Annotated in this window: 17 protein-coding genes; 8 read left to right on the plus strand and 9 right to left on the minus strand. The window is 57.3% G+C overall.

The annotated features are described in order from the left end of the window. The first annotated feature begins 45 nt into the window (after positions 1 to 45). The gene (locus tag ACR0AM_RS14650) at positions 46 to 573 is read left to right on the plus strand and encodes a redoxin domain-containing protein (RefSeq protein WP_480623300.1); all 528 of its coding nucleotides are present in this window, start codon (positions 46 to 48) and stop codon (positions 571 to 573) included. A gap of 3 nt (positions 574 to 576) precedes the next feature. On the opposite strand, the gene ACR0AM_RS14655 is transcribed toward ACR0AM_RS14650, so the two are convergent. Then, a complete protein-coding gene (locus tag ACR0AM_RS14655) occupies positions 577 to 1,470 on the minus strand; it encodes a LysR family transcriptional regulator (RefSeq protein ID WP_209599231.1) in 894 nt (297 codons plus the stop codon). A gap of 84 nt (positions 1,471 to 1,554) precedes the next feature. Here ACR0AM_RS14655 and ACR0AM_RS14660 point away from each other — a divergent pair, with 84 nt between their 5' ends. After that, positions 1,555 to 2,457: a Rossmann-fold NAD(P)-binding domain-containing protein gene (locus ACR0AM_RS14660; RefSeq protein ID WP_480623301.1), complete on the plus strand. Its 903-nt coding sequence runs from the start codon at positions 1,555 to 1,557 to the stop codon at positions 2,455 to 2,457. Here the strand turns inward: ACR0AM_RS14660 and ACR0AM_RS14665 are convergent. Together ACR0AM_RS14665 and ACR0AM_RS14670 are read right to left on the minus strand one after the other, a co-directional pair. Beyond that, positions 2,454 to 3,482 (minus strand): endonuclease/exonuclease/phosphatase family protein, encoded by a 1,029-nt coding sequence (locus ACR0AM_RS14665; protein WP_480623302.1) that lies wholly within the window; start codon positions 3,480 to 3,482, stop codon positions 2,454 to 2,456. The two genes, ACR0AM_RS14660 and ACR0AM_RS14665, sit on opposite strands and share 4 nt — an antisense overlap. After that, complete coding sequence (locus ACR0AM_RS14670; RefSeq protein ID WP_480474695.1) at positions 3,479 to 4,309, minus strand: hypothetical protein; 831 nt, start codon at positions 4,307 to 4,309, stop codon at positions 3,479 to 3,481. Before ACR0AM_RS14670 ends, ACR0AM_RS14665 begins: the two co-directional genes overlap by 4 nt. 105 nt (positions 4,310 to 4,414) lie before the next feature. On the opposite strand from ACR0AM_RS14670, the gene ACR0AM_RS14675 reads away from it, so the two are divergent. Continuing rightward, positions 4,415 to 4,618 (plus strand): hypothetical protein, encoded by a 204-nt coding sequence (locus ACR0AM_RS14675; RefSeq protein WP_480474697.1) that lies wholly within the window; start codon positions 4,415 to 4,417, stop codon positions 4,616 to 4,618. 24 nt (positions 4,619 to 4,642) lie between these two features. Here ACR0AM_RS14675 and leuD read toward each other — a convergent pair whose 3' ends face one another. The 4 genes from leuD to ACR0AM_RS14695 are packed head-to-tail and all read right to left on the minus strand — an operon-like array spanning position 4,643 to position 7,412. Beyond that, positions 4,643 to 5,248 (minus strand): 3-isopropylmalate dehydratase small subunit, encoded by a 606-nt coding sequence (leuD, locus tag ACR0AM_RS14680; RefSeq protein WP_480474698.1) that lies wholly within the window; start codon positions 5,246 to 5,248, stop codon positions 4,643 to 4,645. Positions 5,249 to 5,289: 41 nt separating this feature from the next. After that, positions 5,290 to 5,832, minus strand: coding sequence for an HdeD family acid-resistance protein (locus ACR0AM_RS14685; RefSeq protein ID WP_480494509.1), 543 nt, complete (start codon positions 5,830 to 5,832; stop codon positions 5,290 to 5,292). A 37-nt stretch (positions 5,833 to 5,869) separates the two neighbouring features. Further along, positions 5,870 to 7,273: a 3-isopropylmalate dehydratase large subunit gene (gene leuC / locus ACR0AM_RS14690; protein WP_480623303.1), complete on the minus strand. Its 1,404-nt coding sequence runs from the start codon at positions 7,271 to 7,273 to the stop codon at positions 5,870 to 5,872. A 43-nt stretch (positions 7,274 to 7,316) separates the two neighbouring features. After that, entirely contained in the window at positions 7,317 to 7,412 is a 96-nt protein-coding gene (locus ACR0AM_RS14695) for an isopropylmalate isomerase (protein ID WP_245220657.1), read from the minus strand. Between the two features lie 115 nt (positions 7,413 to 7,527). Between ACR0AM_RS14695 and ACR0AM_RS14700 the strand changes: the two genes are divergently transcribed. From ACR0AM_RS14700 to ACR0AM_RS14715, 4 genes are all read left to right on the plus strand, one after another. Then, positions 7,528 to 8,880: a mechanosensitive ion channel family protein gene (locus ACR0AM_RS14700; protein ID WP_480623304.1), complete on the plus strand. Its 1,353-nt coding sequence runs from the start codon at positions 7,528 to 7,530 to the stop codon at positions 8,878 to 8,880. A 164-nt stretch (positions 8,881 to 9,044) separates the two neighbouring features. Further along, complete coding sequence (gene rsfS, locus ACR0AM_RS14705; protein ID WP_209599225.1) at positions 9,045 to 9,404, plus strand: ribosome silencing factor; 360 nt, start codon at positions 9,045 to 9,047, stop codon at positions 9,402 to 9,404. A 44-nt stretch (positions 9,405 to 9,448) separates the two neighbouring features. After that, complete coding sequence (gene rlmH / locus ACR0AM_RS14710) at positions 9,449 to 9,919, plus strand: 23S rRNA (pseudouridine(1915)-N(3))-methyltransferase RlmH (protein WP_480623305.1); 471 nt, start codon at positions 9,449 to 9,451, stop codon at positions 9,917 to 9,919. Between the two features lies 1 nt (position 9,920). Next, positions 9,921 to 10,406: a flavodoxin family protein gene (locus ACR0AM_RS14715; RefSeq protein ID WP_480623306.1), complete on the plus strand. Its 486-nt coding sequence runs from the start codon at positions 9,921 to 9,923 to the stop codon at positions 10,404 to 10,406. Positions 10,407 to 10,409: 3 nt separating this feature from the next. Here ACR0AM_RS14715 and ACR0AM_RS14720 read toward each other — a convergent pair whose 3' ends face one another. Further along, complete coding sequence (locus ACR0AM_RS14720) at positions 10,410 to 10,757, minus strand: hypothetical protein (protein WP_480623346.1); 348 nt, start codon at positions 10,755 to 10,757, stop codon at positions 10,410 to 10,412. Between the two features lie 35 nt (positions 10,758 to 10,792). After that, complete coding sequence (locus tag ACR0AM_RS14725; RefSeq protein ID WP_480623347.1) at positions 10,793 to 11,503, minus strand: DUF599 domain-containing protein; 711 nt, start codon at positions 11,501 to 11,503, stop codon at positions 10,793 to 10,795. A gap of 80 nt (positions 11,504 to 11,583) precedes the next feature. Here ACR0AM_RS14725 and ACR0AM_RS14730 point away from each other — a divergent pair, with 80 nt between their 5' ends. Continuing rightward, positions 11,584 to 13,023: an FAD-linked oxidase C-terminal domain-containing protein gene (locus ACR0AM_RS14730; RefSeq protein WP_480494513.1), complete on the plus strand. Its 1,440-nt coding sequence runs from the start codon at positions 11,584 to 11,586 to the stop codon at positions 13,021 to 13,023. Positions 13,024 to 13,031: the final 8 nt, after the last annotated feature.

The following is a 13,031-nucleotide window of genomic DNA, read 5'->3' on the forward strand; positions in this document are numbered from 1 at the left end:
GCATCGGGTCAATGAGACAGACCTGTCAAAACACAAGGAAAACACATGCTGACACCCGGAAATCTGGTTCCTGCGCTGAAAATTGAAACTGTCGCCCATGGCAGTTTCGACCTCGAGACCAACAAGGGCGAAAACGGAACGCTGGTGATTCAATATCGCGGATTGCATTGCCCGATCTGCATCAGGCAGATGACCGAGGCCGAGGCGGCGCTGGACGATTTCGCGGCGCTGGGTGTCGAGGTTATCATGATCACCACCGATACCGCCGAACGTGCCGCTGAAACCGCAGCAAAAGCCAATGTTTCCCGCCTGCGGGTAGGCCACAGCCTGCCCCTGTCCGAGGCACGGGAGGGTTGGGGGCTGAACATCTCGACCAGGCGCGAAGGCAGTGCCGAACCAGACCTGTTTGCGGAACCCGGACATTTTTACATCACACCTGACCGGACGCTTTATTTTGGGTGGCAGCAGACCACGCCTTTTGGACGTCCGTCGATGTCGGATATCGCAGGTGGTCTGAAGTTCACTTTGGGCAATAACTACCCGGCGCGCGGAACGTATACGGGCCCACTTTGATCCTCAGAGGCTGGCCTTGAGCCCTTCTGCCAGCAAATCCCAGACCCTGCGGATACGTGGGGTCTGGCGCATGGCCTGCGGCGCAGCCAACCACACGGGCAGAACCGGGATTTCAACATCCAGCGGCAAGATTTCGACATCCGGGTCGGCTTCTGCCATCTGGACCTGACTGAAGCCAATGCCGCATCCCGCGCGGATCAGTTCCCAATAGGCGCTTTGCAGATCGCAGCGGGTCGCAAAACTGTTGCGGCTTGCGGGCCATCCTTTTTCGCGCATGGCCTTGATGATTTCCTGATTGGCGTCAAACCCCACAAGGTCGTGGGAAAAAAGTTCCTCGGGTGTCTTGGGGCGTCCCTTACGGTCGAGATAGGACCTGGCCGCGCAAAAGCATAGCGGCACCTCGCCCAGATAACGCGAAATGATATCCATCTGCGCGGGGCGATACATGCGAACGGCAATATCTGCCTCGCGGTATAACAGGTTTTCCGTGGTATCGGTGGCGACCAGCTCAAGTTGAATGGCGGGTTCCTGCCTTCGAATATTCGCCAGAATCGGAGGCAGCAGATGATGCGACGCGAAGACCGAAGCGGTGATGCGGACCGAGCCTTCAAGCTGCTGCGACTGCCCTGCGGCGGCAAGGCTGAAGGCAGTCATGGCGCTGTGCATTTGCTGCGCCATCGGCAAAAGCTGGGACCCTGCCACGCTCAGTTTCAGGCCGCGCGCGTGCCGGTCGAACAAGGATACGCCCAGTTCGGTCTCAAGGCTTTGTACTTGTCGTCCCAATGTGGGCTGGCTGCGATCAAGGTGCCGTGCAGCGGCGGACAGGGACCCCGTTTCGGCCACGGCCAGAAAGCTCTGGATCAGAGACCAATCCGCATGTGTCAGTGCTTTGTCCATTCAAAATTGAATACACATTCTGCATTTCTCGGCAATTCAATACGTGCATTGAATGGATAGATTGGTCTGAAACAGGAGGCATCAATGACACAAACTGCACTGATACTCGGCGCATCGGGCCGGTTTGGGCGCAATGCTGCAAAGGCGTTTCGGAATGCAGGCTGGGCCGTGCAGACATTCCGTCGCGGGTCCGGTTCTCTTTCCCAGGCGGCTAAAGGGGTGGATGTCATCGTAAACGGGTGGAATCCGCTCTATCCTGATTGGGCGCGTGAAATGCCCGACCTGACCAGACGTGTGATAGACGCCGCGTCCGAGACTGAAGCCACTGTATTGGTTCCCGGCAACGTCTACGTTTTTGGACCGGACACGCAAGGCCCATGGTCCGGCCTTACACCGCACTTGGCCACCAATCCGCTTGGCCGTATCCGGATCGAGATGGAGGAGGCGTATCGCGCTTCAACCGTCCGTACGATCCTTCTGCGTGCGGGTGATTTTATTGACACAGAGGCATCAGGAAACTGGTTCGATCAGGTCATGATCAAGCATCTGTCGCGCAATCAGTTCGTGTATCCCGGAGACCCGGAGGCCCTGCACGCCTGGGCCTATCTGCCAGATCTTGCACAAACTGCAGTCGCGCTGTGTGAAATCCGAAAGGATCTGCCGCGGTTCTGCGATGTTCCTTTCGCTGGCTATACTCTGACCGGAACTGAGATCGCGCAGTCTTTGTCGAGAGTGACAGGACGGGACATATTCGTGAAGCCGATGCAATGGTGGCCATTGCAGCTGGCGCGACCATTCTGGCGCATGTCCTCACACCTGATTGAAATGCGGTATCTGTGGCAGGTGCCGCACCAGTTGGACGGATCGTACCTGACCGAGTTGCTGGGTTCTGTGTATCAGACAGATCTGGATGATGCATTGCGTTCTGCGATCTCTCCCAGCCTTGTGGCTTTGCCCTATGCGAACGGAGAGTCGGTCACGCCTTAAGGCAGGGTGACGTCAACCCAGACCAATCGGTGCCTGCTGGCACGTAGGGCAGATTCGTATAGCTTGCTGCCTTCTTCCGGCCACGTCACACCGGCGTCCGAAATGCGCAGGTCGGCGGACGGCAACACATAATCCACGCGCATTTCACCCGTGGCCTTCCAAGCGACCGTTGAGGTCGAGCCTGACGGGTCTTTCGGCAGCGGGTCTTGCAAACGCGGATGGGCCAGAAGGGACTGAATGGCCTGTTTACGGCCCTCCCCACGCGTTGGGTCAAGGTTGGCATCGCCGGCGATCAAAAAGGGACTTTCGGGGACTGGCCCCAGTTCACCGTTCAGTAAAACGGACCAGAGCCGGATCTCATCCTGATTGCGCAAGCCATTTCGATCCTCGGGCCCATCGAAAACGGGTGGCGTCGCATGAAAGGTCATCAAGTTGAGCCGCCCATAAGGGGTTTCGATCGGTACAACCCAGTGTGCGGTCGAAGACAGGCGTTGTATCTGATGTGCCGCGTCAGACGGGAAGGGTTGCCCGTTTACTCTAGGCAGTGTGGCGCCCGGTAAACTCCGCCACAACAGCTCGGAATAATCCTGAACCTCGGCGGTGATAATTTCGTATCGCGACAACACCGCCAACCCACCCTGACCGGTGAACTGCCCCCAGCCTTGCGCGTCGCCGGGGCCTTGGGTCTTGCCATCACCATCCAGATCAAGCGAGGTTTCCAGGCCGGCATTGGGTTGTGTGGCAAGGTAATATCCATAATCAAGCCCCGCGTTGCGCAGTTTCCCTATCAGGGCGATTACAGCGGTATTGTTCAGGTCCCAATCGATACCCTGAAGGGCGATTATGTCAGGGCGCGCAGACGCAATAACGTCGACAACGGCCAGAACTTGCGCGTCATCGCGTTGAATGTCGCGAAGCAACAAACCGGGACCATTTCTGCTAAGCTCGGTATTATAGGTGGCAATGCGCACGACTTCTGCCTGTGCCGCAAAGGGCAGCCATAGCAGACACAAGATGCGGATCATGCGGTCTGTGTTGACTCGCTGGTCGAATAGGCGCGGCGTTTTTCCATGATCAAGCCCGCGATCCTGAGGGTCGCCATGCCGCGCATGATCATGCTGGCGGGCAGGAAGGCCCATGCGCTCATGGTCCAGATCAAGGTCTGTGGATTCCCGAGGGAGATCGGGGCGATCACACTGCTCATCAACTTGATGATCGCCGGAATGAGGAATGGCAGCAGAATGCCGATACAGATGTTCAGGCGGCCATCCCTTTGAAGGCGCGTAACGACATCACCCCCTTTGGTCGGGTCAAACAGCGGCAAGTTAGTCCACACATTGAAGGCGCCATTGCCGGTTGGCCATCCCCGAACCCTGACCGCATAGGCAAAGCTGACAATCGTGACCAAAGCCGCAACATAAGCCACGCTGGCCGTGATGCGGACCAATTCGATCAAGGCGTGGCTGGCATCCGGGGGTAACATCAGCACGATGAGGCGCACCGGAGAATAGGGGAAGTCCACCACATTTGCGACAGCCAGGCCAACCGAATAAGAGAATGTGGTCAGCTGCGTTGGTTCAAAGGCGTTTTTGCAGATCAGCGTCAGAAAGGTGACCATCGACATCAGGCCGACAAACCGAAGGCGATTGACCGGGGGCGCGTCGCGGAATTCGATAAAGCTGGGAAAGGCGGAATTGTATTCGGCAAAGGTCAGGATAAACGCGAGGATCGCGAGAAAGACCAGTATCTCGGTCCCGTTCGTAGATGAGACAGGCAGGTACAACGCAGGTGTTAGCACCATAAGTGCAACAAGTATACCGCGTATAGCCGCCCCTGTTGTGCGCGCAATCACTATCCGAACCCTTTTTCAAACCGGATCAGCCGATCTTTGTCGACTTGTTTCCAACTTGTGCCCGTCGCTTCGTCTGACGTTGACGGATGCCTCTTTAGCGTCAACATGAACGATAAGCGGCATTTTGCTCAAGCCGAGGTGCAGAAAACACGTGATTTCGGGCAAAAAGATGGCGCAACTGGTGCGGTATTGCATCATTTTCGACGCAAATCCGACGTGTATCTCAAATTGATACCCACATGTTGTGGTTTTCAAAAAATCAACCCCAAGAATGCGAGCGGGGCCGCCTTGGCGACCCCGTCAGGTTGAGTATCCACAGATTCGCCCCCAGAATCACACCCAGGGACGGGCCTGACTGGCGTGATCCTCGAACTTGTCGATGTGATGATCTTTTTCCATCGTCAGCCCGATATCGTCCAGGCCATTTAGCAGGCAGTGCTTGCGGTGAGGATCGATTTCGAAATCGATCACGACGCCGTCCGATGTGGTGATCTGCTGATCTTCCAGATGTACGGTCATGCGGGCGTTTTCGCCTTTATGCGCATCATCCATCAGGATCGCGTGGTGTTCTGCCCCGACAACGATCGGCAGAATGCCGTTCTTGAAACAGTTGTTGAAGAAGATGTCGGCAAAACTGGTCGAGATCACGACCTTGATGCCGAAATCCTTGATCGCCCAGGGCGCGTGTTCGCGCGAGGACCCACAGCCGAAGTTGTCGCCTGCAACCAGAATCTCGGCCTCGCGATAGGCGGGCTTGTTCAGGACGAATTCTTCATTCTCCTGACCGTCATCGTGATAGCGCATCTCGTCGAACAGAACGATGCCCAGGCCGGACCGTTTGATGGTTTTTAGGTGCACTTTCGGGATGATCATATCGGTGTCGATATTGATCAGCGGCATTGGGGCGGCCACCCCGTGGACTTTTTCAAACTTATCCATGTTCACACTCCTGCGGGAGAGGGCCGCGCCCAGACCCCGCGTTAAGCTTGTTTCGTTTCTTTTGGTGCGTCCTTGACGAAGAACGCCATGAAGACAAGGCCGAGCCCGTTAAAGATCATCTCGATCCCCAGCAGGATGCCCAGCAATTGCAGCAGCACCGAAGGGTCCATTGCAGCAAAGCGCCAGATCAGGATTGCAAGAACAATCGACATGATGCCCGAGACCAGCGTCGCCCAGAAATACTGTGTTCCGCGCATCTGGAACGACAGGATCACGCGGGCAATGCCGCCAGCCATGAACAGGATCAGGCAGACGGTTGCCAGCGTCAGCGTTCCTTGCAGTGGGTGATCCAGAAAGGACCAGCCCAGAAACAGCATCACGACACCCATGATAAATGACAGTATCTTGTTGCCGGTCCCTTCGACTGTGAAGCCGCCAACAACCTGCAATGCGCCAGAAATCAGCAGCAATACACCTGTGACCACCGTCACGGTAATTGATGCCACGACCGGTGCGCCCAGCACAAAGATGCCGAACAGGATGGACAGAAGTCCTAGCAATAGCCATTTTGTCCAGTCACTCATGTCTTCAATCCCTCAAATATCCAGTTATGAGGGCAGCTTACATCATTTCACGGACGTCTGTCAGCCGTCCTGTGATTGCCGCTGCGGCGGCCATTGCCGGGCTCAGCAGGTGGGTACGCCCGCCCCGGCCTTGACGGCCTTCGAAGTTGCGGTTCGAAGTCGCGGCGCAGCGTTCACCCGGTTGCAACTGGTCGGGATTCATCGCCAGACACATCGAACATCCTGCCAGACGCCATTCGAAACCGGCTTCTTTGAAGATATCCGCCAGACCTTCTTCTTCGGCCTGCGCGCGGACCAGACCCGAGCCCGGAACGACCATGGCGCGTATGCCGTCCTTGATCTTTTTGCCCTTCAGAATCTCGGCGGCAGCACGCAGGTCCTCGATCCGGCCGTTGGTGCACGAGCCGATAAAGACAGTGTCGATCTCAACTTCGCTCAGCTTCTGACCGGCTTTCAGCCCCATATATTCGATGGAGCGGCGGGCCGCGTCGACTTTGCCACCTTCGAAATCTTCGGGGTTCGGTACGGTTGCGGTGATCGGCAGAACGTCCTCGGGGCTGGTGCCCCAGGTCACGACCGGCGCGATGTCTTCGCCACGCAGTGTGATGACCTTGTCAAAATGCGCGCCTTCATCAGTAAAGAGCGTTTTCCACCAAGTCAGAGCCGCTTCCCATTGCACCCCTTTCGGCGCGTGCGGGCGGCCTTTGACGTAGTCGAACGTTGTTTCATCCGGCGCGATCAGGCCGGCACGAGCGCCGCCTTCGATTGCCATGTTGCAGACGGTCATGCGACCTTCCATCGACAGATCACGGATTGCTTCACCGCAATACTCGATGACATAGCCGGTACCGCCAGCGGTGCCGGTCTCACCGATCACAGCCAGAGTAATGTCCTTGGCGGTCACGCCCGGTTGCAACTTGCCGGTGATTTCCACCTTCATGTTCTTGGACTTCTTCTGGATCAGCGTTTGCGTTGCCAGAACATGCTCAACCTCAGACGTACCGATGCCGTGAGCCAGCGCGCCGAATGCACCGTGGGTCGCTGTGTGGCTGTCGCCGCAGACAACGGTCATACCCGGCAGGGTCCAACCCTGTTCCGGGCCAACGATGTGGACAATGCCCTGGCGCACGTCATTCACCGGGTAGTAGTGAATGCCGAAATCCTTGGCGTTCTTGTCCAGCGCTTCGACCTGAATGCGTGATTCCGGGTTTTCGATCCCGTTCACGCGGTCCGGCGTGGTCGGCACGTTGTGGTCCGGTACGGCGATGGTCTTTTCCGGCGCGCGCACCTTGCGGCCTGCCATGCGCAGCCCTTCAAAAGCCTGCGGGCTGGTGACTTCGTGCACCAGATGGCGGTCGATATAAAGCAGGCAGGTTCCATCATCGGCTTCGTGCGCGACATGGGCATCCCAGATCTTGTCATAGAGTGTCTTGGGGGACATCGGTCCTCTCCCGTATGAAATGAGAAATAGCTGGCGAGTTGGCTCAGGCGACGGATAGGCGCGCCAGAACCGTGCGGGCAGCGCCAAAGAACCGTTCACGCAAGCGCGCGCGATCTTCCAGATTCTGAAGTTGGGCCACATTGAGTCTCATGCGGTTCAGATATACCGCGCCCTTCCGGCAATCAAGGTTCAAAACCGGTGTCAGGCTTGCATCACCCCGCATTGCTGTTCAAGCTGGCCCGCAGGAGACGTGCATGAACCAAGACTTGATCCCAAGTACGCTGACCGACCTCTATAACAACATGGTTGCGGCTTTTTCCGCGCAATTCGAGAGGCTGCTTGATCTGATCGTCACGCCGGGCTGGCGACAATATCAACTGCTCATCATCCTGTTGCTGTGGGCGCTGGCTTTGTTGCTGAAATTCCTGACCCAATCCAAATGGGATGCTTGGGCCCGTTTACGCACGGGATGGCCGAAATGGCGGCTGCGGGTTCTGGTACAGTTGATGCGGCGGTTGGCGCTGGTCTACTTCATCCTGCTTTCGTGGGCATTGTATCTGATCATGCAGCAGCTCACCTGGCCGTCGCGCAGCTATATCATCGGGGTGATAGCTACGCTGGCGGCGGCATGGCTGGCAATAGCACTGGTCGCGAGACTGGTCCAAAACCGCACGCTTCGCCGGATTTTCAAGTGGGCAATGTGGATCTACGCAACGCTAGTCGCGCTGAATCTGACGGATGACGTCGCGGGTTTTCTTGACGGAGTGGCGATTTCCATCGGGGACCTGCATATTTCGGCCCTTGGTATTCTCAAAGCCACATTGCTGATTGGTATCCTGCTGATACTGGCCCGTATCGGCACGCGCGCGGCCGAACGCGCATTGCAAAGCAATGACGACATAACCCCGTCCATGCAGGTGCTATTGTCAAAAGGCATACAGGTTCTGCTTTACGGGGCAGTCTTTATGGCTGCGATCCGAACGTTAGGGTTCGATCTGACCGGCATCGCGCTTTTGTCCGGCGCCATCGGCGTGGGTATCGGGTTCGGTTTGCAAAAAGTGGTGTCGAACCTGATATCGGGGATCATCATCCTGATGGACCGCTCGATCAAGCCGGGCGACGTAATCTCGTTGGGGGATACGTTCGGTTGGATCAATGCGTTGGGCGCGCGATACGTGTCGGTCGTAACACGGGACGGGCGCGAGTACCTGATCCCAAACGAAGATCTGATTACCAACCAGGTGGTGAACTGGTCGCATTCCGACCGGTTTGTAAGGTTGGATCTGGATTTTGGAACCAGCTATGACGACGATCCGCATAAAGTGCGCGCAACCGCAATCAGGGCGGTAAAGGCGGTTGCCCGGGTCCTGAGCGGCGGCAAACATGAACCGGTTTGCCACATCACCGGTTTTGGTGACAGCAGCGTGGATTATGTGCTGAGGTTCTGGATCAGCGACCCAACAAAGGGGCTGACCAATATCCGGGGCAATGTCTATCTGGCGCTCTGGGACGCATTCAAGGAAGATGGCATCTCGATCCCCTTCCCACAGCGCGAAATCCGACTGTTACCGGACGGCGCAACTGCGCAACAGATCATCACAGAGTAAGCGTCTGTGGACGCCCTGCAGCGTGCATTCATTGAAATGTTGCATTCCCCTTGCTACCTTATTAGTACCCCGGCGCCGGGGTTTCACGGCGCGCAGCAAAGGAGGACTATGTCCTGTCTCTACATACACAGGCGGGTTTGCCCGCCGATGATGGGGTCAACATAATGGCCCACTCTCAGTCAATCAGCGACAAGCTGCTTGAACGAATCCTTTCCTCACTTTCCGATGACAAGGCCGAAGACGTCGTGCAGATCAACCTGCAGGGCAAGTCATCGGTTGCGGATCACATGGTGATTGCCTCGGGTCGGTCGACCCGTCAGGTGTCGGCCATGGCGGAAAAGCTGACGGATCGCATCAAGCAGGAATTCGGTTTCACCTCGAAGGTCGAAGGCAAGGACACCGGCGACTGGGTGCTGATCGATACGGGCGACGTCATCGTCCATATCTTCCGCCCCGAAGTGCGTGAATTCTATCAGCTGGAAAAGATGTGGCTGCCTCAGGGTGGCAGCGCCTCGGCGAACTGAGGCGCTATCCCGGCCTGCATTAACAGGCCGGAGGCGAGAGAGACATGCGTATCAGCATAGTTGCGGTCGGGCGATTGCGCGCCGGACCCGAGAAGACACTGCTTGACGATTACCTGACCCGATTTGACCGGACCGGCCGTGCGCTGGGCCTTGGGCCTGCGCAGGTGATCGAGGTTGAAGACAAGAAAAACGCAGGGATGGCAGCCGAAGCCGCGCTGCTGCGTAAGGCCCTGCCCAAAGGGGCGGTGTTGTGCACGCTGGATGAACGGGGGCGGGTCATGTCCTCGCCCGATTTCGCGAAGAAGCTGGGTGATTGGCGCGATGCCGGTCGGCAGGACCTGGCGTTTGTGATCGGTGGTGCGGACGGAATTGACCCAGTTCTGCGGACCGAGGCGGATTTTTCCATTTCATTCGGGTCGATGGTCTGGCCCCATATGCTGGTCCGTGTGATGCTGGCCGAGCAACTTTACCGGGCCGCGACCATTCTGTCAGGCGGCCCCTACCACCGGGTCTGACATGGCGCAGCTTCTGATCGTTTATCACTCCCGCACAGGCGGTGCCCGGCAGATGGCCGAAGCCGCGGCCGAAGCTGCGCGAGGTGAGGCTGACACAAAGCTTATGCCTGCCGATCAAGCCGGGCCGGAAGATCTGTTGGCCTCCGATGGCTACATCTTTTGCGCGCCTGAAAATCTTGCGGCAATTTCGGGTCTGATGAAGGAATTCTTTGACCGCTGCTACTACCCGGTGCTGGGAAAACTGGAAGGCCGACCCTATGCGCAGATGATTTGCGCAGGATCGGATGGCGAGAATGCCGCCCGTCAGATCGCACGGATAGCCACCGGTTGGCGATTGAAAGCTGTTCAGCCTCCGCTGATCATCTGTACTCATGCGCAAACGCCCGAGGCCATTTTGGCCGAAAAGACAATCCCGCAAGACCAACTGGATCAATGCCGCGAGACAGGAGCCGCTTTGGGTGCGGGTCTGGCCATGGGTATTTTCTGAGGGTCAATCCAGTTTGACCACTGTGGTGCCTTCATTCCATCCATCGACGATGCACCGTGCCTGAATTTGCACCTGTGTCATGCCATCGGGAATGACCACCCCGCCCAGAGAGCGGGTAAAGGGTTGTTCGGTTTCGTGAGGATGGAGCAGGACGCGCATTCCCAACTCGTTTCCATCCATATCCAGAACACGCCAGCCGTCGGCGTAATGATCCCAACCCGTATCGGGATGCCGGATCGTCACATCGAACCGCCATGTATCACCGTTTGCACTGGTGCGGACCTGTTCGATTGTTGGCGGGTCGGCAAGGGCAGGGCTGGCCAGTAAGGCGCAGAGAATCAAGTATCGCATCGCACCAGTGTAACCAGTGGGATAGCGCATCGGTATCACGTATCCGTGCTGGCGGCTCGGGCCATCAGTATTTCCCGGGAGTGTGAGGCGAACTCGCGCCGATACAAGACGCCAAACGTGACCGCTGTACCCAAAAATAGCGCGACAGGTCCAAGAAACCACGCCAACGACGCCAGTGCAAAATAGGTGGCGCGCAGACCGCGGTTGAAGCTGCGCGCGGCGGTAACGCAGATCTCGGCCGCCTGACCGGCGCGAGGATAGGTTTGCGGGTCTTCGGGGTCATTGGGAACTGCAGCCATCAACACGGCGCAATATCCGAAAAGGCGGTGCGCCCAGACATATTTCAGAAATGCGTTGGCCAGCAGCAATACGACGAAAAGGATTTTGATCTCCCAGACCATTGCCGGGACACTGCCGATGGCAAGGTCAATTGCGACGCCTGCCAGTCTTTCGGTGTTGCCCAGCAGGGCCAGCCCACCCCCGATGGCAATCATCGTGGTCGACGCGAAAAATGTACTGCCCTGCCGCATGGCCGCCACGACTTGCGCGTCGAACATGCGCGGTTGGCGGGTCACCATCTCGCGCATCCATTCGCGCCGATAATCGTCCATCATAAGGGCTACGGATTGCCTCTGCGGTGACGGATGTTCAATTTTCCACCCAATCCACAGCCAAGCAACCAGCAGCAGAAGCAGCGATGCATAGTCCAGAGGGGCAAAAAGAGCGGCACGTTCGATCCAGGTCATGACCGCGACAATAAGGCCGGGCATGGGAACTTGCCAGCGCGATAAATTGGTAATATTATTTTACCAAAAGGAGGAGCGCCATGGAGATGCCAAAGCCAAGCCCGGATGTTCTGAGCCGGAAATCTGCGCTTGTTGCGCGGCTGTCGCGCGTTCTGCCCGAAGATGCGATCATCCACGACCCCGCCGAAACCCGCGCTTACGAGTGTGACGCTTTGACGGCCTATAAATGCCCGCCAATGCTGGCCGTGCTGCCGTCAAGCACACAGCAGGTTTCGGATGTTCTGCGCATTTGTCATGACGAAAACGTGCCTGTGGTGCCGCGCGGGGCGGGTACTTCGCTGGCCGGTGGAGCCTTGCCGACTGCGGATTGCGTCATTCTGGGCGTCGCACGTATGAATGAAGTGCTGGAAATCGATTATGACAACCGCTTCATCAGAGTACAGACGGGCCGCACCAATCTAAGCGTTACCGGCGCGGTCGAGGAAGAGGATTTCTTCTACGCCCCCGATCCGTCTTCGCAGCTGGCCTGTGCCATTGCTGGCAATATCGCGATGAACTCGGGCGGTGCGCATTGCCTCAAATATGGGGTAACAACAAACAACCTGTTGGGCGTGACCATGGTCATGATGGACGGCAGCGTTGTCGAAATCGGTGGTGCGCATCTGGATGCACCAGGTCTGGACCTGTTGGGCGTCATCTGTGGGTCCGAAGGTCAACTGGGTGTGGTGACCGAGGCCACGCTGCGTATTCTTCGCAAGCCCGAGGGCGCACGACCGGTCCTGATGGGTTTTAATGACAATGAGGTTGCGGGGCAGTGTGTCTCGGACATCATCCAATCGGGCATATTGCCGGTCGCGATCGAGTTCATGGATACATTGTGCATCAGGGCCTGCGAAAACTTTGCCCATGCCGGGTATCCCGATTGCAACGCGCTGCTGATCGTCGAAGTGGAGGGGTCTGACGCTGAAATAGATTTTCAGCTTTCGAAAATCATCGAGATAGCAAAACGCCATGACCCGGTTGAATTGCGCGAAAGCCAGTCGGCTGAGGAAAGCGCCAAGATCTGGTTGGGTCGGAAATCTGCATTCGGTGCCATGGGACAATTGAACGACTATATGTGTCTGGATGGCACGATCCCGGTGTCAGCCCTACCAACCGTTCTGCGTCGTATCGGAGAATTGAGTGAGGAGTTTGGTTTGCCGGTCGGAAATGTGTTCCACGCGGGCGACGGAAATATGCATCCGCTGATCTTGTTCGATGCCAACAAACCCGGCGATCTGGAAAAATGCGAAGCTTTTGGGGCAGAGATTCTGAAGCTGTGTGTTGACGAGGGCGGCTGTCTGACTGGGGAACATGGTGTGGGGATCGAAAAGCGGGATCTGATGTCTCATCAATATTCACCTGCCGACCTTGAGGCGCAGATGGCGGTTAAGGACGTTTTCGATCCTAAATGGCTGCTGAACGCGGCCAAAGTGTTTCCGCTCGACGTGTCGGAGCCGCGGCGAATGGCAGCAGAATAAGGGGGCGC

The sequence above is a fragment of the Ruegeria sp. AD9 genome (genome assembly GCF_056542305.1).

What these genes read in the sequence shown, in the direction of transcription:
- ACR0AM_RS14655 (WP_209599231.1), bottom strand. Translation starts at nt 1,470, where the DNA reads ATGGACAAAGCACTGACACATGCGGATTGGTCTCTGATCCAGAGCTTT.
- ACR0AM_RS14665 (WP_480623302.1), bottom strand. Translation starts at nt 3,482, where the DNA reads ATGATCCGCATCTTGTGTCTGCTATGGCTGCCCTTTGCGGCACAGGCA.
- ACR0AM_RS14730 (WP_480494513.1), top strand. Translation starts at nt 11,584, where the DNA reads ATGGAGATGCCAAAGCCAAGCCCGGATGTTCTGAGCCGGAAATCTGCG.
- rsfS (WP_209599225.1), top strand. Translation starts at nt 9,045, where the DNA reads ATGGCCCACTCTCAGTCAATCAGCGACAAGCTGCTTGAACGAATCCTT.
- ACR0AM_RS14685 (WP_480494509.1), bottom strand. Translation starts at nt 5,832, where the DNA reads ATGAGTGACTGGACAAAATGGCTATTGCTAGGACTTCTGTCCATCCTG.
- ACR0AM_RS14660 (WP_480623301.1), top strand. Translation starts at nt 1,555, where the DNA reads ATGACACAAACTGCACTGATACTCGGCGCATCGGGCCGGTTTGGGCGC.
- ACR0AM_RS14700 (WP_480623304.1), top strand. Translation starts at nt 7,528, where the DNA reads ATGAACCAAGACTTGATCCCAAGTACGCTGACCGACCTCTATAACAAC.
- ACR0AM_RS14720 (WP_480623346.1), bottom strand. Translation starts at nt 10,757, where the DNA reads ATGCGATACTTGATTCTCTGCGCCTTACTGGCCAGCCCTGCCCTTGCC.
- leuD (WP_480474698.1), bottom strand. Translation starts at nt 5,248, where the DNA reads ATGGATAAGTTTGAAAAAGTCCACGGGGTGGCCGCCCCAATGCCGCTG.
- rlmH (WP_480623305.1), top strand. Translation starts at nt 9,449, where the DNA reads ATGCGTATCAGCATAGTTGCGGTCGGGCGATTGCGCGCCGGACCCGAG.
- ACR0AM_RS14675 (WP_480474697.1), top strand. Translation starts at nt 4,415, where the DNA reads ATGAACGATAAGCGGCATTTTGCTCAAGCCGAGGTGCAGAAAACACGT.
- ACR0AM_RS14650 (WP_480623300.1), top strand. Translation starts at nt 46, where the DNA reads ATGCTGACACCCGGAAATCTGGTTCCTGCGCTGAAAATTGAAACTGTC.
- ACR0AM_RS14715 (WP_480623306.1), top strand. Translation starts at nt 9,921, where the DNA reads ATGGCGCAGCTTCTGATCGTTTATCACTCCCGCACAGGCGGTGCCCGG.
- leuC (WP_480623303.1), bottom strand. Translation starts at nt 7,273, where the DNA reads ATGTCCCCCAAGACACTCTATGACAAGATCTGGGATGCCCATGTCGCG.
- ACR0AM_RS14725 (WP_480623347.1), bottom strand. Translation starts at nt 11,503, where the DNA reads ATGACCTGGATCGAACGTGCCGCTCTTTTTGCCCCTCTGGACTATGCA.